The sequence below is a fragment of the Flavitalea flava genome (assembly GCF_054461575.1).
This window is the reverse complement of record NZ_JBTLQH010000027.1, coordinates 23,841-43,550: the sequence shown is the minus strand read 5'-3', so window position 1 is coordinate 43,550 and position 19,710 is coordinate 23,841. Positions and strand designations below refer to the sequence as shown.

The following is a 19,710-nucleotide window of genomic DNA, read 5'->3' as shown; positions in this document are numbered from 1 at the left end:
GAACAGGAATAACCCTCAAAGGCATTCCCGTCACAAATTTACTATTTCTAACAATAATAAAGTGCAGCGGGGGGAATCTTTCTGCCTAGATTTGTTAATATTATCAATCTTACCGAAATTAGTCGGCGGGTGGAGAATTACCTTTTAAAACAGAAAAACACGAATATGGATGCTGCTATACAGGAAAAAGTAGATTTATGGCTCAAAGGGAACTATGATCAGGCTACAAAAGAGGAAATTACCCGGTTACAACAGGAAAATCCAACGGAATTAACGGAAAGTTTTTACCGGAATCTTGAATTTGGTACAGGGGGATTAAGGGGGATCATGGGAGTAGGGACGAACCGGATCAATAAATATACGGTGGGTACTGCAACACAGGGGTATGCTAATTATCTTAAAAAATCCTTTCCCAACCAGGAAATCAGGGTTGCCATCGCTCATGACAGCCGTAATAACAGCCGATTTTTTGCGGAGACTACTGCTAATGTATTCGCTGCCAATGGAATAAAGGTGTTTCTTTTTCAATCTCTACGGCCAACTCCCGAATTGAGCTTTACCATCCGTCAGCTTCATTGCCAGGGAGGTGTGGTTTGCACGGCCTCACATAATCCCAAAGAATACAACGGTTACAAGGCCTATTGGAATGATGGCGGACAATTGGTGCCTCCCCACGACGAAAATGTTATTAAAGAGGTTGAAAAGATATCCTCGGTAGAAGAGGTAAAATGGGGAGGAGGGGAAACAAATATTACTATGATCGGAAAAGATATGGATGAGGCCTATATCGGGATGGTCAGAAGTTTATCTGTTTACCCGGAAATCATTGAGAAACAACACAATTTACGGATCGTATATACTCCCATTCATGGTACGGGGATCAAACTCGTACCGGAAGTCCTGCAACGTTTTGGCTTTAGCAATGTGCATGTGGTTGATGAGCAGGCCACCCCTGATGGTAATTTCCCTACCGTGATCTATCCAAATCCGGAAGAAAGCGAGGCTATGAGCATAGGCCTGAGGAAGGCTAAACAAATTGATGCGGATATCCTTTTGGGCACCGACCCTGACGCAGACCGGGTAGGCATTGGCGTAAAGGATAAAAAGGGAGATTGGGTATTATTGAATGGTAATCAAACGGCCACCCTGGCCTTCAATTATGTCATCGAAGCCCGGAAAGCAAAAGGTGTATCTAACCCTAATGACATGGTTGTCAAAACAATAGTGACAACGGATCTGATCGATGAAATTGCACGCCGCAGCGGGATCAACTGTTACAATGTACTTACCGGGTTCAAATGGATCGCTGAACTGATAAAAGAAAAAGAAGCCACGGAGAACTATGTTATCGGAGGTGAAGAGAGTTATGGGCTGATGGTGGGCGCGCGGGTTCGGGATAAAGATGCAGTTAGCGCGGTTGCCCTTCTTTGTGAAATGGCTGCTTATGAAAAGGAAAAGGGAAGAAGTCTCTATGATAAATTGATCGATTTGTATGTTCAATACGGATTTTATAAGGAATCGCTTATCTCCATTACCAAAAAAGGCATGAATGGCCAGAAGGAGATTGCCGATATGATGAGCGCTTACCGGAAGAATCCTCCAATAACCATTAACGGGTCGCCAGTCGTGCAGTTATTGGATTACGAGCTGAATACCGGTAAAAATCTTCAGACTGGAGAAGAATGGACGATCCAGCTCCCACAATCCAACGTATTACAATTTATTCTTGCCGATGGAAGTAAGATCTCGGCCCGGCCATCCGGAACGGAACCAAAAATCAAGTTTTATTTCAGCGTTCATACCACACTTGGCGATCCTTCGGTCTTTGACAAAACAAATGCCGCTATGGGAGCAAGAATCGATGGTATCATCCAGGATATGAAATTGAAATAACCCCCGGACCTCCTTATGGAGGACGGCTATTATTAATCACCCTTTTGCCTGCCGCATATGAAAAAAACAACCGGTCTTTATGCATTTGTCTTGTTGATTACCGTTCTGGCTACCTCTGTTGTACGGGCGAATTTGCGTTTGCCGCGTTTGTTCATGGATAATATGGTGATCCAGCGGGATCAGCCTGTTGCCATATGGGGATGGGCGGATGCAGGTGAGCATGTTATCATTCAATTCAATGGGCAGAACAAAAAGGTTAAAGCCGATAAAAAAGGGAAATGGCTGATTCACCTGGACCCGGTTTCAGCAGGAGGCCCGTTTCAAATGGTAATAAGCGGAAAGCATGATCGTCTCACCTTTACAAATATCCTGGTCGGAGAGGTTTGGATATGTTCCGGTCAATCCAATATGGAATTCCAGGTACAGGGAGTTAACGGTGCATCTGCCGAGATTGAACAGGCTGATTTTCCCCAGATCCGGCATTTTAAAGTGCCTGCTATTATTGGGCTGGTTCCCCGGGACAGTTTGGCAGGAGGGGATTGGCAGATATGTAGCAAGGAAACCGTCGGGAATTTCACAGCGGTTGGATATTTTTTTGCGCGTGAGCTTTACCGTAAGTTACATGTTCCGGTCGGTCTTATAAATACTACCTGGGGTGGAACCCATGTGGAAACCTGGACAAGTAAAGGTGCTTTCGAAAAAAGTGAGGAATTCAAAAATATGATTGCCGGGCTTCCCACCGGAGCTGAACAGGAAGCTGCCGCCAGCCAAAAAAAAGAAGCATTGCTGAAGGCCATCGGTAAGATTCAGGGTTCCATTCCCCCTTCATCAGAAACCGGGCAATATAAAGATCCTTCTTATGATGATAGCCATTGGGCGCATATGAAACTACCCGGTCTTTGGGAACAGGCGGGCCTGGGTTTGGAAGACCTGGATGGGATCGTTTGGTTTCGAAAAATTTTGATGGTGGACGAAGCGGATGCCGGAAAACCCGCCATTCTTGAACTGGGGAAAATCGACGACTCCGACGACGGTTATGTGAATGGAATTAAGATTGGATCCACAAAGAACCGGTACAGCGACAACAGGGTCTATACTATACCAGCCGGAATATTAAAACCGGGCAGGAATAGTATTGCCGTCCGCGTAGAAGATACTGGCGGTGGCGGTGGTATAAACGGCGACCCCGGGACTATGAAATGTACGATAGCAGGAAAAGTACATTCCCTGGAAGGGGATTGGTCATTCCGGGTTACGGAAGTTTCTGTAAGCAGCAACATTGGCCCTAACAGTTCTCCTACCTTACTGTACAATGGCATGATCAACCCCCTGATCCCTTATTCGATCAAAGGGGTCATTTGGTATCAGGGAGAGGCCAATGCAGGAAGAGCATATCAATACAGGAAATCCTTCCCCCTCATGATCGAAGATTGGAGAAGCAGATGGCAGGAAGGTAATTTTCCATTTTATTTTGTTCAATTGTCCAGCTGGGATGCTGAACAGGGAAATAGCAGCAAGGGTAGTGGCTGGGCAGAATTACGCGAAGCCCAAACCATGACCCTGTCCCTGCCTGCAACCGGCATGACTGTCACGACGGATATCGGAGATCCCCATGATATACATCCTAAAAATAAACAGGACGTTGGAATAAGACTGGCTGCGATTGCGTTGAACAGTCTCTACGGCAAAACGATGGAGTTTAGCGGACCGATCTACCAATCCATGCAGACGAAAGGGAATACCATCATCCTGACCTTTTCACATATAGGAGCAGGGCTTGCTGCACATGATAAATATGGATACCTGAAAGGGTTTGAGATGGCAGGTACTGATAAAAAATTCCATTATGCCAAAGCTGAAATCAGGAACAATACGGTGATCGTTTCCTGCGATGCAATAGACAATCCCCAGGCAGTACGGTATGGATGGGCGGATGACGCCGGTGAATCGAATTTCTTTAATTTGGAAGGTTTCCCTGCTTCCCCCTTTCGGACAGACCAATGGAAGGGAGTTACGGAGGATGCCAAATATGAGATGGGGCGATAAAATCAAATTCTTTGCGAGTAGCCTTTTATGCAGATATCCCCAATAAAAAAAAGTAAGACATCTCCATGGATGCCTTACTTCCTATTTAATCTTGTTTAACGATGCCTGTTAGGCGCTGCAGGTTACGCAGCCTTCTTCCATGGTACAGGTAGCTCCTACCATGTCCGCATCACTGTTCCCTTCGATCACCTTCAGGTTATGTTGACTTACCAGGGGTTCTACCATTTTACCACCCTGTTTTTCCACCGTGAATTGTACGGCTTGCGATGCAGCCTGGGTCCGCAGGTAGTACATACCCGTTTTCAGGCCGTTCTTCCATGCATAAAAGTGCATGGAGGTAAGTTTGCTGGCGGATGGCGTTTCCACGAACAAATTCAGGGACTGGGACTGACAAATGTAGGCTCCCCGGTCAGCGGCCATATCGATCAGGTTACGTTGTTTGATTTCCCAAACGGTCCTGTAGATCTCTTTGATGGGAGCAGGAATTTCTTCGATCTGCTGGATGGAACCATTATTGCGGATGATCTTCGTTTTCATGTCATCGTTCCACAGATTAAGTTCCACCAGATCTTTCAACAGGTGTTTATTCACCACTACGAATTCCCCGCTTAAAACCCGTCTTACATAAATATTTGAAGTATAAGGCTCGAAGCACTCATTATTTCCCAGGATCTGTGACGTAGAGGCCGTAGGCATGGGTGCTACCAGAAGAGAATTCCGTATGCCTGTTTTTATGACCTCGTCCTTAAGACGGTACCAATCCCAGCGGAGAGATGGTTCTACCCCCCACATATCGAACTGGAACACCCCTTTTGAGGCAGGGGATCCGGCAAAGGTCGAATAAGGTCCTTCGATTTTTGCCAGGTCCTTTGACGCGGTCATGGCTGAAAAATAGATAGTCTCGAAGATCTCTTTATTCAACTGTTTGGCCTTATCACTTTCAAAAGGAAGACGCAAAAGAATGAATACATCCGCCAATCCCTGTACGCCCAGGCCGATAGGCCGGTGCCGGATATTCGAATTCCTGGCTTCCTCAATAGGGTAATAATTCAGGTCGATGATCTTATTGAGGTTTTTGGTTACCTCGTAAGTCACATCATATAATTTTTGATGATCGAACTCTCCGTTGATCACATAGCGGGGCAAAGCAAGGGAAGCCAGGTTACAAACCGCAACTTCATCTGCAGAGGTATATTCGATGATCTCCGTGCAAAGGTTGGAGCTTTTGATCGTTCCCAGGTTCTGCTGATTGCTTTTCCGGTTGGCGGCATCTTTGTACAGGAGATAGGGGGTTCCGGTTTCAATCTGGGAATCCAGAATGGCAAACCAGAGATCCTGAGCCTTGATCGTTTTCCGGGCACGGCCTTCCGCTTCGTATTTTGTGTATAATTTTTCAAATTCCGCGCCCCATTGTTCATGAAGACCTGGAGCTTCGTGTGGACAGAAAAGGCTCCATTCTCCGTTTTCTTCCACCCTTTTCATGAACAGGTCAGGTATCCAGAGAGCATAAAAAAGATCCCTTGCACGCATCTCGTCTTTCCCGTGGTTCTTGCGGAGATCCAGGAATTCAAATACATCGGCATGCCAGGGTTCCAGGTAAATGGCGAAGGCTCCCTTGCGTTTGCCGCCACCCTGGTCAACATAACGGGCGGTATCGTTGAATACACGCAGCATAGGAATGATGCCATTGCTGGTGCCATTGGTGCCCCCTATATAGGAACCCGTCGCACGAATATTGTGAATAGACAAACCAATTCCTCCGGCGCTTTGGGAGATTTTGGCCGTTTGTTTCAATGTATCATAAATGCCGTCGATGCTGTCGTCTTTCATGGTAAGCAGGAAACAACTGCTCATTTGCGGCTTCGGTGTACCTGCATTAAACAGGGTGGGAGTGGCATGTGTGAACCAGCGCTCGCTCATCAGGTGGTAGGTCTTGATCGCATTGTCTATATCTTCTTTATGAATGCCTATCGCTACACGCATGTACATGTGCTGAGGGCGTTCCACCACCTTTCCATCCACCTTCAGCAGGTAAGATTTTTCCAGGGTCTTAAAACCAAAATAATCGAATCCGTAATCCCGGTCATAGATTATCGTAGAATCAAGTAATTCAGCATTTTTTTCAATGATATCCCAAATCTCGTTTGCCAGCAGGGGAACCCATTTCCCCGTTTTACTGTCTTTACAGTCATACAACAATTTACTGGTCGCAGAAAAACTTTTGATCGTATTCTTATGCAAATTGCTGACAGCGATCCGGCTGGCCAACAAGGCATAATCCGGGTGTTTCACGGTTAGCGATGCTGCAGTTTCCGCAGCCAGATTGTCCAGCTCCGTAGTGGTCACCCCATCATACAGCCCTTCGATCACTTTTTTCGCTACGTCTATGGAATTTACAAAACGCCTGTCCAGCCCATAGCATAGTTTTTCTATGCGTGCCGTTATCTTATCGAACTTTACGGATTCGGTTTTCCCGTTTCTTTTGTTGACGAACATATATAATAGATTTAATAGGTTTAATAGTTTTAAAAATCTTCTTCCAGGCTGAAGGTCTGGGATTCTTTTCCCGACATAACCCCTGATTTCTGGTAATCACCGACCCTTTTTTCAAAGAAATTGGTTTTACCCTGCAGGGAGATCATTTCCATAAAATCAAAGGGATTGGTAGTATGATACATTTTAGCATACCCTAACTCACTAAGCCACCTGTCGGCGACAAATTCAATATACTGCTGCATCAACTTTGCATTCATACCGATCAGGTCAACCGGTAAGGAGTCGGTCACGAATTCCTTTTCGATCTTTACCGCATCCCCGATGATTCCATATACTTCTTCCTGGGACAATTTGTTTTCCAGCATCGAATAGAGCAGGCAGGCAAATTCGCAGTGCAAGCCTTCATCGCGGCTGATTAATTCGTTGCTGAAGGTAAGACCGGGCATCAATCCTCTTTTTTTCATCCAAAAAATGGAACAGAAGCTTCCACTGAAAAAAATGCCTTCCACCGCTGCAAATGCCACCAGTCTTTCGGCAAAATTGCCATTATCGATCCAACGCAAAGCCCATTCGGCCTTTTTCTGAACAGCGGGTACCGTTTCGATGGCGTGGAAAAGATGATATTTTTCCTGGGGATCTTTTATATAAGTGTCTATCAGCAACGCATAGGTTTCGGAATGAATATTTTCCATCATGATCTGAAATCCGTAAAAACAACGTGCTTCCGGCAGTTGTACTTCACTCATGAAGTTCACGGCAAGGTTTTCATTCACGATCCCGTCACTGGCGGCAAAAAAAGCCAGAACGTGAGATATAAAATGACGTTCCCCGTCATTCAGATTGTTCCAATCTTTGTTATCTCCGCTCAGGTCGATCTCTTCGGCCGTCCAGAAGCTGGCCTCATGTTTTTTATACATTTCCCAGACCTTCGGGTAATTGATGGGAAGAATGACAAAGCGGTCTTTGTTTTCTTTCAGTAAAAGCTCATTTCCTGTATCCATTGTAAAAAATTCGTATATCTAACAATCCATGATTTGCACAAGATTCCGTTTTAGCTAACCGGAGACCGGGTGGGAAAACCGTCCGGCTTAAACCTTTAACAGCTATTTCAAGAACTAACACGAAAATAACATAGCCAGATAAAAAACACAGCTAAGTTTATCCACCCTGTGTTAATAGTTTTTTGAATAATTTTTGTAAGCCTTATTGGTATTCGGTTTAGGCGTGGATAACCTTTTTTTCGTGAAGTTTTGGGCATAATCAGATGCTAAAAAGTGGCGGGTTCGTCTTATATTTCCCTGAGGCATATATTAAAAAAGGTTGATGAATCCCGTCCGGTGGGGATCTATCAACCTTTTGGAGCCCAACGGAGGGCCTGAACAAGACAAAATCTGCTCCTAAAACCTGTTATTTAATCTCCTGCTCGCTTATTTTCCCGGTATGTTTGTTCTTCAGAATCAGCTTGCGGGCACCGTAATGGGTCAATTCCTCTTTCACGAGAAAGTGGTCTGCGTCATATTCGACCAGATGACTGTCCCTGGTTACCCCTGTCCTGCCTCTCCAGATATCCAGCTGAACGGGTTCCCAGAGTTTTGTTTTGGCAGAACGATAGGCAGCATCGAGGACTGCATTGACGACGTATCCGTCATAGAAAGTTTCGCGGGGTTGTAAACCTTTTTCCAGGGCATTGAACATATCGGTGAACATATGATTATAACCCAGTTCGTTTAATTCGTCGCCGACGGGGAAAAGCCACCCGGTATTGCTTTCTGCCTTTTCTGCCACATAGTCGGCACCCTTACCGGTGGTAAACATTTCCAGGCCTGTCCGTAAAAAATTATTGATCCAGATAGTGCCCTCTGTTCCCATTACCTCATCCCGGAGATCCAGCCCCCCTCTGAAAGTCCAGCTAACCTCGAACTGTCCAATGGCACCATTTTCATATTTGACCAATGCAATAGCGTGATCTTCAGCGTCGATAGGTTTCACTTGGGTGTCGGCCCAGCACATGACTTCGACCGGTTTGATGTCTTTTCCTATAAAGGTCCTGGAGATTTCCACACAATGACAGCCCAGGTCCAGTATACAGCCTCCTCCTGCTTGTTCAATATCCCAAAACCACTCGCTATGCGGGCCAGGGTGCGTTTCCCGGGATTTGGCCCAGAGGATTCTTCCCAGGGCGCCACTTTTTACGCTCTCATAAGCTTTCAGGAATTTAGGGGTATAAACGAGGTCTTCCAGATATCCGGCAAAAATGCCGGCAGCTTCAACGGCTTCGACCATTCGTTTGGCTTCGGCTGCATTCCGTCCCAGCGGTTTGGTGGTCATCACTGCTTTTTTATGTTTGCAGCATAATAACACAGCTGCCTCATGCAGGTTATTGGGTAGGGAAATACATACGATGGTCACCTCAGGATGAGCTATAGCCTCTTCCATGTTCGTGGTCCAATGCGCACAGCCATAATCTGCTGCGAATTTTTTGGCGCTTTCTTCCCGTCGGGAATAGATACTGATGATACTATCCTTACTTCTTTGCCCCTGGATGGATTCGGCATAGAACCGGCCTATGAACCCGGATCCGAGCATTGCTATTTTCTGCATAGTTGGTCTTTTTTAATAGTTGATTCGAATGAATAAAAAATTGAATAATGAAAGAGCGAATTTAAGGATCAGTCAAATTAAAATCAGGCAACTTTGAGATGTTCCGCTTTAAGCCCCGTTTTCTTATTATCCGTAAAGAACAGGACAAAGAGGATCAACACTGCTGCAGCTATTCCTGCAGGGACCATCCAGATACTTTTCCATTGGGAAATGCCCGCAAAAGTATTATGGTCTTTTACATAACCGGAAAGAAGGGCCCCGATCCACATTCCGATACCATAGGTGGCCATGGTGATCATTCCCTGTGCAGAGCTTTGAATTTTCAAACCGGCCTTACTATCCGTATAGATCTGGCCGGTCACGAAAAAGAAATCAAAACATACTCCGTGAAGAACAATCCCTGCAAATAACATCCATTCCCCCGGACCTGCGTTGCCGTAACCAAAACACAAAAAACGGATAACCCAGGAGATCATTCCCAGGGCGATCATCCATTTTACACCCAAACGCCGGAAGAAAAACGGGATCAGTAAAATAAAAAAAGCTTCTGAAAGTTGCCCCAGGGTCATATTACTGGTAGCGTTCTTCATACCGGTCTCCGTGAGGAACAGATTGGTCAGGCTATAATAAAATGAAAGAGGGATACAAATCAGAACAGAGGCGATAAAAAATGTGGTGAAGGAGCGGTCTTTAAATAATACAAAGGCATCGGCTCCCAGGATTTGAGCAAAGGTGGATTTCAGATGTTTGGCTTTTGGCGGGGTATCCGGTAAAAAAAAACTGAGTAATCCCAGGAGAGCAGAAGCAAGGGCCGTCATTTTAAAGGTAAAACCCAGCTGATCTGTTGTTATGTGGAAGACCTTATCCAATAACCATCCGGCGGTTATCCATCCGATCGTTCCGAATACACGGATAGAAGCGAATTCCTTACCCGGATCCCTCATTTGCCGGAAAGCTACGGAATTGACCAGGGCAAGGGTAGGAGCATAAAGCAGGGCATAAACCAAGACCACCCAGTAAAAAGCATCCGCGTTTCCGAGGGTAGAAAGCTCATAAAGAAGACAGGCTCCTGCAAGGTGTAGTATGCCCAGTACTTTCTGGGCGGGGAAAAAACGATCGGCAATCATTCCTACAAAAAATGGGGAAATAATGGTGGCAATGGCCATGGCGCTATAGGCTGCACCTACCTGGGTCCCTGTTGCATGAAGAACTTTGTCCAGGTAAGTTCCCATGGTGACATACCATCCACCCCAGATAAAGAATTCGAGGAACATCAATGCGGAAAGCTGTGTGCGTACTATCTTGTTCATACATGCCGAATTAAGACCGAAAAGTTACAACTGAAAAAATGTATCTTATAAATATTTTCCAAACCCATTATCTTGCAGGCGAAATACCGGATTGGTTTCGGTCCTATTCACTATTATGAGAACATTCGAAGATACATACCGCCATATGGGCATGCGCAAACAACTGGTAGATACTATCCGGCAAAAAGGAATTACCGATGAAAAAGCATTGGACGCCATTCTCCGGATTCCCCGGCATTATTTTATGGATTCTGCTTTCGATAAGATTGCCTATGAGGACCGGGCATTTCCCATAGGAGAGGGGCAGACGATCTCCCAACCCTATACCGTAGCCTATCAAACCCAATTGCTGGAGCTAAAGCCTTTCGAAAAAGTTCTGGAAATTGGAACCGGAAGTGCTTATCAGGCTTGTGTCCTGGCGGAAATGGGTGTTCAGGTCTTTACTATCGAACGACAGAAGAAGCTGTTTGATAACAATAAAAAGTTTACTTATCTTAAAAAATACCTGAGCCTGAAATTTTTTTATGGCGATGGCTATGAAGGGTTACCTACCTATGGTCCCTTCGATAAAGTGATCATTACGGCTGCAGCCCCTTTTATTCCCCCCAAACTGATCGGGCAATTAAAGTCCGGAGGTAAAATGGTCATTCCACTCGGGGAAGGTACCGTACAACGTATGTTACGGCTTACCAAACAACAGGATGGTACGACTAAAGAAGAAATCTTTGATAATTTTTCCTTTGTTCCCATGATTGAAGGGAAGAACAGTTAGAAGCTACAAGAATTCAACCACTTGCTGAATAACCGACGGATCCCTGTATATTTTCCGGTGACCGAGTCCTTTGGTCATCACGATCCTGAGATTCGGATGATTATCCTCTTTTACCGGCAGGGCATCAAGCCAGGGAGTAATCCGGTCATCTTCGTCATGTAGCCAAAGTACGTCTGCCTTGATCAGGTACATTACGCGGCGGATCGAGTAATAAGAAAACGGATGACCGCTTAATTCGATGACTAATTCCTCGAATGCGCTCCGTACCTCCTGGTTAAGATGTAAAAGGCTGAAAAAAGCATCGACTGCGGTAGTCGTTTCTGTAGCCGGGGCAATCAGTACCAGTTTGGTGGACGAATGGGGCCTTAGAGATTCAATCAGCAGGGAAACGGCCAGCCCTCCGAAAGAATGACCCATAAAAGATTGAATCGGTCCGTACTTTTCATAAATGTTCTCCAGGGTCTTTACAAAAAAAGGAAGGGTGAGCCGTTTTCCTCCGGATTCGCCATGGGCGGGCGCATCGAAAGCCAGTACTTCATATCCTTTTTGCAGGAGCCCCTGAATGTATAGATCGAAGTTTCTGGAAGAGGATTCAAAGCCATGGACGATCAGTACTCTACGGGCAGGTACCATCTGTTCGTTTGGAGCAAGATGGGGAACCCACCGGTGACCCCTGACCGTAATTCCCTCCATCCGGAATGATAATTTTTCTCCTTTCTCAAAAAGGGGGGAACATTTCTTCCCCGATCTTTGAAGCGGCGTACAAAAGACATCAAATGCTTTTTTTGCCGCCTTTTTAACCGAAACCAGGGAAAGAATATTTATCCGGGCCCTAATATAGTTTAATGCCAGTTTTTGCTTTAATTTCATGTGGAATTAATGTCTTTTCAATGATCACATGCAGTTGTTAACGCTCGATAACTATCGCTCGTGTCATCCATGCAAAATTAAGGTATGAATGTCGTAATCATAGGTTCTGGAAATGTGGCCACAGTTTTAGGTGGAAAGATGGTCATAGCGGGACACCGGATCTTGCAGGTTATCAGTCGTAGGCAGGAGCATGCTGCCCGGTTAGGTGAAGAATTGAGTTGTCCCTGGTCCTCCAACCTTGCTGGGATCAATCCTGCTGCTGATCTTTACCTGGTGGCTGTGTCGGATCAGTCTCTTTACCTGCTTGCGAAGGAATTATCCTTACCCGGGAAACTGGTAGTTCACACAGCCGGGGCGGTTTCAAAACAGGTATTTTTGCCGGTTAGTCTAAATAGTGGAGTACTGTATCCCTTACAGAGCCTTCGCAAAGAGATCCGCCCTTTCCCGGTGATCCCATTTTTGATCGATGCGAATGAAGAAACCGATATTAACGTGATCGCCGGGTTCGCCAGGTCTCTTTCGGGGCAGGTCCGGACTGCGGATGATGCAGCCCGTCTTAGATTACACCTGGGTGGCGTAATAGTCAATAATTTCAGCAACCATCTTTATACCCTGACCGAAGATTTCTGTCTACGGGAAAATCTTGATTTTGCCTTGCTCCTCCCTCTTATCAGCGAAACGGCCGGGCGCCTTTCCGCCGGATACCATCCGGGAGCGGTACAAACCGGCCCTGCAATAAGGGGAGATAAAAGCACAATTGCAGAGCATTTAAAAATATTAGATAAATATTTGGATTTGAAAGAGATATATAACCTATTTACAATTAAAATTGAAGAGTTTATCACAGATAAAAATCTACCTGACGCAGATGTCAGCGATTAAAAATACAAGCAGTTTTTCATGAGCATTACCCATTTATATATTCGTCTCCATTGTAGGAATTGAGGTAAATTTGCATCCCCGGATAATTAAGGGAAGGAAGAGGATTGTTTCCAAATCTAATATTTGAATAAAAGGGTATGAGTATACTTAAGAATTTTAAAGCAATTACCACTTTCGTTTTTGATATTGACGGCGTATTGACAGATGGAACCGTACAGGTGTTTGATACGGGCGAACAAGTACGGCGTATGAGTATCAGGGATGGATATTCTCTTCAACTGGCCGTAAAAAAAGGGTATAGGGTTGCTATCATTTCCGGCGGATTATCAGAAGGCGTCCGGTTGAGGTTAGAAACACTGGGAATTAGAGATATATTCATGAAAGTAGAAAATAAAAAAGAGAAATTGCTGGAATATGCTCATGAACATAGCCTGCAGATGGAAGAGACCCTTTTCATGGGAGATGACCTGCCGGATTATGCAATAATGAAGCTGGCCGGCCTTGCCTGCGCTCCTTCCGATGCCGCGGCAGAGATCAGGCATATAGCATCCTATATATCCTCATTTCCTGGCGGACAGGGATGTGTCCGTGACGTGATAGAAAAAGTGTTAAAATTGAATGGTCATTGGGATCTGGATACGACCCTTGCTTCAAAATGAATGTCAAAATGAGTTGTTAATATGTTTATTTATCTTTTATCTTGCAGGGACGGATTTTAATAACAGCCAATAGCCTTTTTCAACAATTGCTAATTAACTGGTAAAAGATAAAAAAGAACAGGATGAACGCGGGCATACGAAAAAAAATGAATTGGATTCAACTGCTCGGTGCTTTTTTTCAATTAGTCCGCTGGCCAAATCTTTTTTTTATTGGCCTGACCCAGTCCCTGTTCTATTTCCTCATTTTGACACCTGGCCTTCATCATGGCGGCTGGATCGATAATTACGAGGTTTTCGCCTTCACTCCCGTTCGTTTTTATCTGCTTTCTGTTTCCTCCATCCTGATCGCTGCGGCAGGTTATATTATCAATGATTATTTTGATCTGAATATCGACCGGTTTAACAAACCGGAACGTTTGGTCATCGACAAAATTATCAAAAGAAGATGGGCTATAGTCTGGCATTGGATACTATCGGGAATTGGCGTACTGCTGGGGTTCTATGTGAGCTGGAAACTACGTAATCCTATTGTGGGCCTGGCAAATCTGGGATGTGTGGTCCTCCTATGGTTTTACAGTACAACCTTTAAGAGAAAACTGCTGATCGGCAATGTGGTCATTTCGCTTCTCACGGCATGGGTCATTCTGGTATTATATATTTGCGAGTTCAGGTTCGGAATTTTCAGGGACCCGGTTTTTCATCAGAAATTGTCCCGGGCCTTTAAATTCGCAGTATTATATGGGGGGTTTGCCTTTATTCTTTCCCTGGTAAGGGAAGTGGTAAAGGATATAGAGGATATGGGTGGCGATTCCCGTTATGGTTGCCGGACAATGCCCATAGTTTGGGGAGTGAACCCGGCAAAGGTTTTTGCAGGAACATGGCTGGTTGTACTGATCGGATCTTTGATCGTCATTCAATTTTATGCGTTGCAATACGGTTGGTGGTTGATCCTCTTCTTCTGTATTTTTTTACTTATTTTGCCCTTGATCTGGATATTACGAAAATTATATGAGGCACAGATTTCAAAAGATTATCATAGCCTTAGCAGCCTGATAAAGGGAGTCATGTTGATAGGCATCTTGTCGATGCTTATTTTGGAAATCATTTAGGCCCACCCGGAAATCATTTAACATTATGGAACATATCGTACTTGCCTCAGGCTCTCCCCGTCGCAAACAATTGTTGGAATGGGCGGAGATCAGGTTCGAAGTGATCGTAAAAGAAACAGCAGAAACCTTCCCCCCGGATCTCCCTATCGGCGAAGTACCCGTCCATATAGCCAGGAATAAAGCTTTTGCCGTTAAAAAGGAAATCCTTGGCAAAGTGTGGGATGATGGAAAGGGAACAGATAAAACAACGAACCAGGATCCTGTCATAATAGCAGCAGATACAGTTGTCGTATTAGGAGAGGAAATCATTGGTAAACCAAGGGATCGCATGGACGCCATTGGCATATTAAAACGGCTGGCCGGTAATAAACACGAAGTGATTACGGGAGTGGTCATTCTTAAGGGGGAAAAAGAAATTTCCTTCGCTGATACTACAGCCGTATGGTTTCATGAATTAACGGATGAACAGATTGAAGGATATGTTGATCGGTACAAACCTTATGACAAAGCAGGAGCTTACGCCATACAGGAATGGATAGGAGTAGTGGGTATCCGTAGCATCCAGGGCGATTTCTACAATGTGATGGGGTTGCCTGTCAGCAGGGTGGTCAGGGCGTTGGAACAGCTATAATCATCCTTCCGGTCATTTTGCCGTCACAGCAGACTTATTCCAGGTAAAGGCCACTTTTACTTCGATATCAGGGTGGATGCTATACATGACCGGGCAGGTATGAGCAGCTCTTTCCAGGATCGTCTGCTGTTTTTCCTCCAATTGAAGGGTTTCCGGAAATTCGAAGGTTACATCGATGCCGCCGATCCTGCGGGGATCTGCTTTCATATGCTTTTGGATCGAAAGTTTCATTCCAATGAGATCGACCCCCATATCCCTGGCTTTTAACCCCATAATCGTTGTCATACAGCTCCCGAGAGCCGTCGCAACAAGGTCCGTAGGGGAAAATCGCTCTCCTTTACCCTGGTTATCGACAGGAGCATCCGTTTCTATCACCGAACCCGATTGCAGATGGGTGGCAACCGTTCTCAACTCTCCTTCGTAAATAACTGTAGAAGTCATTGTATAAATTTTCCTAAATTTACGTCAGATAAATTAAATCCTTTGCAGTGAAGAAACTTTTCTTATCAGCTATTGCCTCGATGATCGTAGTAAGCCTGTGTGCACAGGATTCCTCTACCGTGACCCAGCCGGCTATGCGGAACAGGAAAAATGCCAAGAAAGACCGAATCAATAACCTCATGCGGATGGAGGAGGAGGGGGATCTTATATTTAATAAACATAATATATTCGGGATCAAACTGGCTACGGATGGATATGGGATCTCTTTTGAAAAGGGTAAATATAAAACGCCCAGCCGGACCCTGGTGTTCCAGTTTGAACTGAATGAAAAGAAAAGCCCCAGGGAGCATAAGGTTACGGCCAGTAGTGATTTTTACAGTTACAGTTCTGTCGTTCTGGAAAAGATCAATAATTTTTATGAATTTAAAATGTCCATTGGTCAGCAACACCTGATCGGCGGCAAAGGAAATAAAAATGGGGTGGCTGTAACAGCACTCTATTCGGGTGGACTTACCTTGGGTCTCTTAAAACCATATTATATTCAGGCGGGAGAACAAAATCAGGATACCCGGCGGATGACCTGGGAACAATTTTATGCTGACACCAGCGGCAAATTGCTGGTATCAGGAGCTTCCGGTTTTACGGTAGGCTGGGACCATCTGAGTGTAAAGCCCGGGGTTAATGCCAAGGCTGCCATGCGTTTTGATTACGGACGTCTGAATCAAACCGTTACAGCAATTGAAACAGGTATAACCGGGGAGTATTTTTCAGGAAAGATCCCCCAGGTTTTATTTGTCCCCCAAAAACAATTCTTCTTCAATGCTTATGTTACCATACTTTTCGGTAGCAGAAAGTAACGTATTTTTGCATCATGCATGAATTACCAATGCGGACCACGGGTCCGCTGCCTGCAACCGAACAAAGCGAAGGTCCGACGAAGTTCACACCATTAGACCCGGGCTTAAGACCCACCGGGCCGAATGCCCGCTCTGAGCAACCTGCATCAGCCTGTATTCCTGCCGATAACTCAGTGGAACAATCTGAATCCAAAATAAAGAAACCGAATTGGTTACGCGTAAAACTCCCGATCGGGGAGAGTTACAAACATGTTCGGGGGCTGGTTGATACTCATAAATTACATACCATCTGTGAAAGCGGCAATTGTCCTAATATGGGGGAATGCTGGGGGGAAGGGACCGCCACCTTTATGATCCTGGGTAACATCTGTACCCGCAGCTGCGGTTTCTGTGCCGTCGCCACTGGTCGACCGAATCCGGTAGATTGGGATGAACCTCAACGGGTTGCAGAAGCTATCCACCTTATGAAGGTCAAACACGCCGTGATCACTTCTGTTGACCGGGATGAATTGAAGGATGGAGGCAGTATAATCTGGCAAAATACCATCAGAGCGGTAAAGGCCCTCAATCCGCATACTACGCTGGAAACCCTGATACCCGATTTTAAGGCTGAGGCAGAAAATATTGCCCGTATCGTGGATGCAGCTCCCGAAGTAGTTTCCCATAATATCGAGACAGTTGAAAGGCTTACCCGGCAGGTACGGATACAAGCAAAATACTGGCGTAGTATGGAGACCCTGAAGATCCTGAAGGAAGGAAAAATGCGTACCAAGAGCGGCCTGATGCTGGGCCTCGGTGAACGAAAAGAGGAGTTGGTACAAACGCTGAAAGATCTTCGTAACAGTGGCGTGGATGTGATCACCCTGGGACAGTACCTTCAGCCTACAAAAAAACATCTTCCGGTCGTACGTTTTGTCCATCCGGATGAGTTTGCCGAACTTAGGGAGATTGGTTACGGCCTTGGCTTTGATTACGTGGAAAGCGGCCCCCTGGTCCGTTCCTCTTATCATAGTGAAAGACATGTCATCCCCGGATATGGAAGGAATGAATGGCTCAGGCTTCAAACCCAGCTTCAACCGGAATAATAAAGGCTGTCTAAATTTTTTACGGGAATGGCAAAGTCTGCGGTCTTAGTCCTGTTATTTCTTGTCAGGGCACATACAACCTTTTGCCAATTGCAATGGAGAAATGCCGACTCCTCCTTTGGGCCCTTGCCTGGGTCGATGCATGTTTTCCGAACGAATGATTCCCTCGACGGCCAGCCTTTTGTTGCCTATTATGTTTCGGCCCGTCTTAAGGATAAAAAACTCCAATTTACTGCCCAAACGGGAGATAACAAAAGGTTTACTCCCGCCCAGTATTACCAACTGGAACAATTTCCTCGATTAGTCGTGAACAGCACTTTTTTTTCTTTTGAGACTAACCAAAATCTCAATCTGGTTATACGGGAAGGGAAACTGGCGGCTTATAATATTCTTTCCCTAAAGGGTAAGGGACAGGATTCCCTTCTCTATTATTATATTACCAGAAGTGCCATTGGAATAGACCGGAAGAGAAGGGCGGATATAGCCTGGGTCTTCACTGATTCAACGAAAAGAAAGCCCTATGCATTTGAAGATGGGCCCGTCATATCCAAAGGAGAAGCTCCTTCTCCGGGAATCAATGATCTGAATGATGTTGGATGGAAATGGTGGAAAATGCGTACTGCCGTTGGCGGTGGACCGGTTTTGATCCATAATGGAATTATCCGGATCACGAATAAGGAGGAGCAATTATTTTCAGGTGGGGAAGCAGACAAACATCCGAGAACGGCCATGGGTTATACCCGCAGCGGGCAGTTGATCATCCTGGCGATACAGGGAAGATTACCTGGAATTGCGGCCGGGGCCAGTCTGGATCAGGAAGCAAAAATTCTGTCAGATCTGGGTTGTTATGAAGCCCTTAACCTGGATGGGGGTGGCAGCAGCTGTATGTTGGTTAATGGCAGGGAAACGATCAAACCTTCTGACAAAGAAGGGGAGCGGCCGGTCCCTGCGGTTTTTATGATTAAAAGTGTTAAATAGCTGTTTTCACCTTGTAGTTCTTTCTATCCCTTCATATCCCAAACCAACGCACTGGCTCCAAGAATGGCCGCATCGGATTCTTTTAAATGGCTGACCAGTATCTTCACTTTATTTTGAAATACCTGGATCAGGTTGCTTTCCATATTTTCCCGGGTGGGTTTCAGGATAAGATCTCCCGATTTGGTAAGCCCCCCGAACAGGATGATTGCTTCAGGGCTGGAGAACATGACAAAATTGGCCAATGCCAATCCTAATATCTCACCGGTGAAATCAAAGATCTCTTTAGCGAGCTTGTCTCCGTTTATAGCTGCATCATACACTTTTTTGGAATCCAGTTCTTCTTTTGGAATATTTCGTAACAAACTGTCTTCCTGGCTTTTTTCAAGCATCTCGATGGCGGTGAGTTTCACCCCTGTTGCAGAAGCGTAACTTTCCAACGATCCTCTTTTCCCGGTACCTTCATGATAACGGCCATGCGGGATGATGATCGTATGACCAAGTTCCCCGGCAAAGCCGTCATGTCCATAGATTAGTTTGCCATTTGCCACTATTCCGCTTCCCACACCTGTTCCCAGGGTAATCATAATAAAATCCTTCATACCCTTGGCAGCGCCATACATCATTTCTCCAATAGCTGCAGCATTGGCATCATTGGTCAATATGGTAGGCAACTGGAACTTATTCTGAACCAGTTTAGCCAGGGGGATGATCCCTCTCCAGGGAAGATTAGGTGCATATTCAACCGTACCACTATAATAATTGCCATTAGGGGCGCCTACGCCGATACCTCTAATCCGTCCGGGGCCTCCTGCTTTTTCGATCAGGACTGCCATTTGCCCGTAAAGTTCATCGATAAAGCTCTCCACCTGGGCATGACCTTTTGTCGGAAGCTCACTGGAAAATAATACATTCCCATTTCTGTCTACGATGCCGAACTTAGTCCCGGTTCCCCCGATATCAATGCCTATGGCTAATGATTCGAATGCAGGAGAAGAAGAGGCTTTTGCCATGAAACACTATTTTTAGAATTGAAATTTTTGAGCGCGGGAGGAAGCCTTTTGGAAGGACCCCGCCCGCGCC

The 19,710-nt window shown here is 45.5% G+C and carries 17 protein-coding genes; 10 read left to right on the top strand and 7 right to left on the bottom strand.

The window, feature by feature from the left end; translation table 11 throughout:
- Positions 1–165: 165 nt before the first annotated feature.
- Positions 166–1,893: a phospho-sugar mutase gene (locus tag ACX0G9_RS21170; protein ID WP_459066952.1), complete on the top strand. Its 1,728-nt coding sequence runs from the start codon at positions 166–168 to the stop codon at positions 1,891–1,893.
- 57 nt (positions 1,894–1,950) lie between these two features.
- A complete protein-coding gene (locus ACX0G9_RS21165) occupies positions 1,951–3,939 on the top strand; it encodes a sialate O-acetylesterase (RefSeq protein WP_459066951.1) in 1,989 nt (662 codons plus the stop codon).
- A gap of 108 nt (positions 3,940–4,047) precedes the next feature.
- Here ACX0G9_RS21165 and ACX0G9_RS21160 read toward each other — a convergent pair whose 3' ends face one another.
- The 4 genes from ACX0G9_RS21160 to ACX0G9_RS21145 all read right to left on the bottom strand — a co-directional run bounded on the left by ACX0G9_RS21160 (position 4,048) and on the right by ACX0G9_RS21145 (position 10,346).
- Complete coding sequence (locus ACX0G9_RS21160; RefSeq protein ID WP_459066950.1) at positions 4,048–6,435, bottom strand: ribonucleoside-diphosphate reductase subunit alpha; 2,388 nt, start codon at positions 6,433–6,435, stop codon at positions 4,048–4,050.
- Between the two features lie 29 nt (positions 6,436–6,464).
- Entirely contained in the window at positions 6,465–7,436 is a 972-nt protein-coding gene (locus ACX0G9_RS21155; protein ID WP_459066949.1) for a ribonucleoside-diphosphate reductase small subunit, read from the bottom strand.
- A gap of 406 nt (positions 7,437–7,842) precedes the next feature.
- Positions 7,843–9,036 carry a Gfo/Idh/MocA family protein gene (locus ACX0G9_RS21150; protein WP_459066948.1) on the bottom strand — a complete coding sequence of 398 codons (1,194 nt, stop codon included), beginning with the start codon at positions 9,034–9,036 and terminating at the stop codon, positions 7,843–7,845.
- An 83-nt stretch (positions 9,037–9,119) separates the two neighbouring features.
- Positions 9,120–10,346 (bottom strand): nucleoside permease, encoded by a 1,227-nt coding sequence (locus ACX0G9_RS21145; RefSeq protein WP_459066947.1) that lies wholly within the window; start codon positions 10,344–10,346, stop codon positions 9,120–9,122.
- 115 nt (positions 10,347–10,461) lie between these two features.
- Here ACX0G9_RS21145 and ACX0G9_RS21140 point away from each other — a divergent pair, with 115 nt between their 5' ends.
- Positions 10,462–11,118: a protein-L-isoaspartate(D-aspartate) O-methyltransferase gene (locus ACX0G9_RS21140; RefSeq protein ID WP_459066946.1), complete on the top strand. Its 657-nt coding sequence runs from the start codon at positions 10,462–10,464 to the stop codon at positions 11,116–11,118.
- A 3-nt stretch (positions 11,119–11,121) separates the two neighbouring features.
- Here the strand turns inward: ACX0G9_RS21140 and ACX0G9_RS21135 are convergent, their stop codons facing one another.
- Positions 11,122–11,988, bottom strand: a complete 867-nt coding sequence (locus ACX0G9_RS21135; protein ID WP_459066945.1) for an alpha/beta hydrolase — start codon at positions 11,986–11,988, stop codon at positions 11,122–11,124.
- An 84-nt stretch (positions 11,989–12,072) separates the two neighbouring features.
- On the opposite strand from ACX0G9_RS21135, the gene ACX0G9_RS21130 reads away from it, so the two are divergent.
- From ACX0G9_RS21130 to ACX0G9_RS21115, 4 genes are all read left to right on the top strand, one after another.
- Positions 12,073–12,870, top strand: coding sequence for a Rossmann-like and DUF2520 domain-containing protein (locus tag ACX0G9_RS21130; RefSeq protein ID WP_459066944.1), 798 nt, complete (start codon positions 12,073–12,075; stop codon positions 12,868–12,870).
- Positions 12,871–13,007: 137 nt separating this feature from the next.
- Positions 13,008–13,529 (top strand): KdsC family phosphatase, encoded by a 522-nt coding sequence (locus tag ACX0G9_RS21125; RefSeq protein WP_459066943.1) that lies wholly within the window; start codon positions 13,008–13,010, stop codon positions 13,527–13,529.
- A 146-nt stretch (positions 13,530–13,675) separates the two neighbouring features.
- Entirely contained in the window at positions 13,676–14,638 is a 963-nt protein-coding gene (locus tag ACX0G9_RS21120; RefSeq protein ID WP_459066942.1) for a geranylgeranylglycerol-phosphate geranylgeranyltransferase, read from the top strand.
- 25 nt (positions 14,639–14,663) lie between these two features.
- Positions 14,664–15,269: a Maf family protein gene (locus ACX0G9_RS21115; RefSeq protein ID WP_459066941.1), complete on the top strand. Its 606-nt coding sequence runs from the start codon at positions 14,664–14,666 to the stop codon at positions 15,267–15,269.
- Positions 15,270–15,281: 12 nt separating this feature from the next.
- Here ACX0G9_RS21115 and ACX0G9_RS21110 read toward each other — a convergent pair whose 3' ends face one another.
- The gene (locus tag ACX0G9_RS21110) at positions 15,282–15,710 is read right to left on the bottom strand and encodes an OsmC family protein (protein WP_459066940.1); all 429 of its coding nucleotides are present in this window, start codon (positions 15,708–15,710) and stop codon (positions 15,282–15,284) included.
- Between the two features lie 47 nt (positions 15,711–15,757).
- Here ACX0G9_RS21110 and ACX0G9_RS21105 point away from each other — a divergent pair, with 47 nt between their 5' ends.
- The 3 genes from ACX0G9_RS21105 to ACX0G9_RS21095 are packed head-to-tail and all read left to right on the top strand — an operon-like array spanning position 15,758 to position 18,630.
- Positions 15,758–16,567, top strand: coding sequence for a hypothetical protein (locus ACX0G9_RS21105; protein WP_459066939.1), 810 nt, complete (start codon positions 15,758–15,760; stop codon positions 16,565–16,567).
- Between the two features lie 14 nt (positions 16,568–16,581).
- Complete coding sequence (lipA, locus tag ACX0G9_RS21100; protein ID WP_459066938.1) at positions 16,582–17,652, top strand: lipoyl synthase; 1,071 nt, start codon at positions 16,582–16,584, stop codon at positions 17,650–17,652.
- A 27-nt stretch (positions 17,653–17,679) separates the two neighbouring features.
- Positions 17,680–18,630 (top strand): phosphodiester glycosidase family protein, encoded by a 951-nt coding sequence (locus ACX0G9_RS21095; protein WP_459066937.1) that lies wholly within the window; start codon positions 17,680–17,682, stop codon positions 18,628–18,630.
- 23 nt (positions 18,631–18,653) lie between these two features.
- Here ACX0G9_RS21095 and ACX0G9_RS21090 read toward each other — a convergent pair whose 3' ends face one another.
- Complete coding sequence (locus ACX0G9_RS21090) at positions 18,654–19,640, bottom strand: ROK family protein (RefSeq protein ID WP_459066936.1); 987 nt, start codon at positions 19,638–19,640, stop codon at positions 18,654–18,656.
- Between the last annotated feature and the right edge of the window lie 70 nt (positions 19,641–19,710).

Bases quoted from the DNA above. Each gene is read 5' to 3' on its own strand.
- ACX0G9_RS21170 (WP_459066952.1), top strand. From the start codon at position 166: ATGGATGCTGCTATACAGGAAAAAGTAGATTTATGGCTCAAAGGGAAC.
- ACX0G9_RS21165 (WP_459066951.1), top strand. From the start codon at position 1,951: ATGAAAAAAACAACCGGTCTTTATGCATTTGTCTTGTTGATTACCGTT.
- ACX0G9_RS21160 (WP_459066950.1), bottom strand. From the start codon at position 6,435: ATGTTCGTCAACAAAAGAAACGGGAAAACCGAATCCGTAAAGTTCGAT.
- ACX0G9_RS21155 (WP_459066949.1), bottom strand. From the start codon at position 7,436: ATGGATACAGGAAATGAGCTTTTACTGAAAGAAAACAAAGACCGCTTT.
- ACX0G9_RS21150 (WP_459066948.1), bottom strand. From the start codon at position 9,036: ATGCAGAAAATAGCAATGCTCGGATCCGGGTTCATAGGCCGGTTCTAT.
- ACX0G9_RS21145 (WP_459066947.1), bottom strand. From the start codon at position 10,346: ATGAACAAGATAGTACGCACACAGCTTTCCGCATTGATGTTCCTCGAA.
- ACX0G9_RS21140 (WP_459066946.1), top strand. From the start codon at position 10,462: ATGAGAACATTCGAAGATACATACCGCCATATGGGCATGCGCAAACAA.
- ACX0G9_RS21135 (WP_459066945.1), bottom strand. From the start codon at position 11,988: ATGAAATTAAAGCAAAAACTGGCATTAAACTATATTAGGGCCCGGATA.
- ACX0G9_RS21130 (WP_459066944.1), top strand. From the start codon at position 12,073: ATGAATGTCGTAATCATAGGTTCTGGAAATGTGGCCACAGTTTTAGGT.
- ACX0G9_RS21125 (WP_459066943.1), top strand. From the start codon at position 13,008: ATGAGTATACTTAAGAATTTTAAAGCAATTACCACTTTCGTTTTTGAT.
- ACX0G9_RS21120 (WP_459066942.1), top strand. From the start codon at position 13,676: ATGAATTGGATTCAACTGCTCGGTGCTTTTTTTCAATTAGTCCGCTGG.
- ACX0G9_RS21115 (WP_459066941.1), top strand. From the start codon at position 14,664: ATGGAACATATCGTACTTGCCTCAGGCTCTCCCCGTCGCAAACAATTG.
- ACX0G9_RS21110 (WP_459066940.1), bottom strand. From the start codon at position 15,710: ATGACTTCTACAGTTATTTACGAAGGAGAGTTGAGAACGGTTGCCACC.
- lipA (WP_459066938.1), top strand. From the start codon at position 16,582: ATGCATGAATTACCAATGCGGACCACGGGTCCGCTGCCTGCAACCGAA.
- ACX0G9_RS21095 (WP_459066937.1), top strand. From the start codon at position 17,680: ATGGCAAAGTCTGCGGTCTTAGTCCTGTTATTTCTTGTCAGGGCACAT.
- ACX0G9_RS21090 (WP_459066936.1), bottom strand. From the start codon at position 19,640: ATGGCAAAAGCCTCTTCTTCTCCTGCATTCGAATCATTAGCCATAGGC.